The 1,559-nt window shown below is 41.7% G+C and carries 1 protein-coding gene; it reads right to left on the bottom strand.

Annotation, left to right across the window (positions count from 1 at the left end; genetic code table 11):
• Positions 1-1,559 (bottom strand): Ig-like domain-containing protein (locus tag QLS31_RS16205; protein ID WP_282744703.1); only part of this gene is annotated, 1,559 nt, incomplete at both ends.

The raw sequence follows: 1,559 nt of genomic DNA, 5'->3' as shown, positions 1-1,559 counted from the left end.
TTGTCACTATAACATTCTAGACCTCTGATGCGGAAGACTTTGTTGTCACCGCTTCCATTTGGAGCTACTGCATTGAACACTTCGATTACACATCCTTGAATGCCTAGAACAGTTGGTCTATCACTAAGATTATTTGAATCATCTGATAAATCGCTTATTATAACTCCAAGAGGTGTGACTCCTGTTACCTTGGCTTGATTGGTGACACTTCCTAAATTGATGTTGGCTTGCGTCAATCGATACACTCCTTGATAGGCTGTATTGTTTGTCGCTCCTACTGGCAATACAAGTATGCTATTACCCGATAGTATCAAACCTGGTAAAATATCTGTAACGGTTACATTGCTTAAAGGTGTGTTTCCTAAGTTTGTTACCGCAAAACTGTACGTAATAGTCTCTCCGGCTTGAGCAAAACCATCTGCATTATCATCATTGAAAACAGCAGTTTTAACGATAGCTATTTGTGGTGCTTCATTTATAACCGCAGTAGATTGGGCTGTAATACAACTCAACGGATTAGAACCTGTTTCACATACTTGGTACGTAATGGTATAGGTGCCTGCAACTGCGTTTGGCGCTACAGTTAAGTTCCCGTTAGCATCAATACTTAATGGGCCACTGATTACTGGCGTCACATCAGTATTGACTGTTGTAGCTGGTGCTCCGTTGACAGTATCGTTTGCTGTTACATTTCCGCCTGTAGCTGGAAAGGTATCATTATTGGCTACAATTACATTACTTACCACTACTGTTGCCCTTGCTCGTGTACAATTCGATGGTGTTGCACCTACTTCACAAATTTCATACTCTATGCTGTAGGTACCACTTGGCGTGTTTGCCGCTACGGTTAAATTACCGTTAGCATCTATACTCAATGGGCCACTGCTTACTGGCGTCACATCAGTGTTGAATGATGTAGCTGGTGCTCCGTTGACAGTATCGTTTGCTGTTACATTTCCGCCTGTAGCTGAAAATGTATTGTTATTAGCTACAATTGGGTTGTTTACTACTACTGTTACTGTGGCTGAAATACAATTCGATGGTGTTGCGCCTACTTCGCAAATTTCATACTCTATGCTGTAGGTACCACTTGGGGTATTTTGTGCTACAGTTAAATTTCCGTTGGCATCAATACTTAATGGGCCGCTAACTACGGGTGTAATTACAATATTTGTTGTTGTCGATGGCGTACCATTAACGGTGTCGTTTCCTAATACGTTTCCTCCTGTTGATGGGAATGTGTCATCATTCGCAACTAACGGATTAACATAGTTGACCGTAGCCGTAGCCGTTTGACAATTCAACGGTGATGTTCCTACTTCACAGATTTCGTAGACTATAGTATACGTACCACTTGGGGTGTTTGGTGCTACAGTTAAATCTCCGTTAGCATCAATACTCAATGGTCCTGCTGTTATTAGTGTTACATCAGTGTTGGCTGGTGTAACTAAACCTCCGTTGATCGTATCATTTGTTGTTACATTTTCACCTGCAGATGGAATATTATCATCGTTTGCAACTATGGCATTGGCAACGACAACCGTTACGCTGGCTTGATC

Source organism: Flavobacterium sp. XS2P24, from assembly GCF_030010285.1.
Lineage (GTDB): Bacteria > Bacteroidota > Bacteroidia > Flavobacteriales > Flavobacteriaceae > Flavobacterium > Flavobacterium algoritolerans.
The sequence above is the reverse complement of the archived record's forward strand: the minus strand, read 5'-3'. Positions and strand labels throughout refer to the sequence as shown.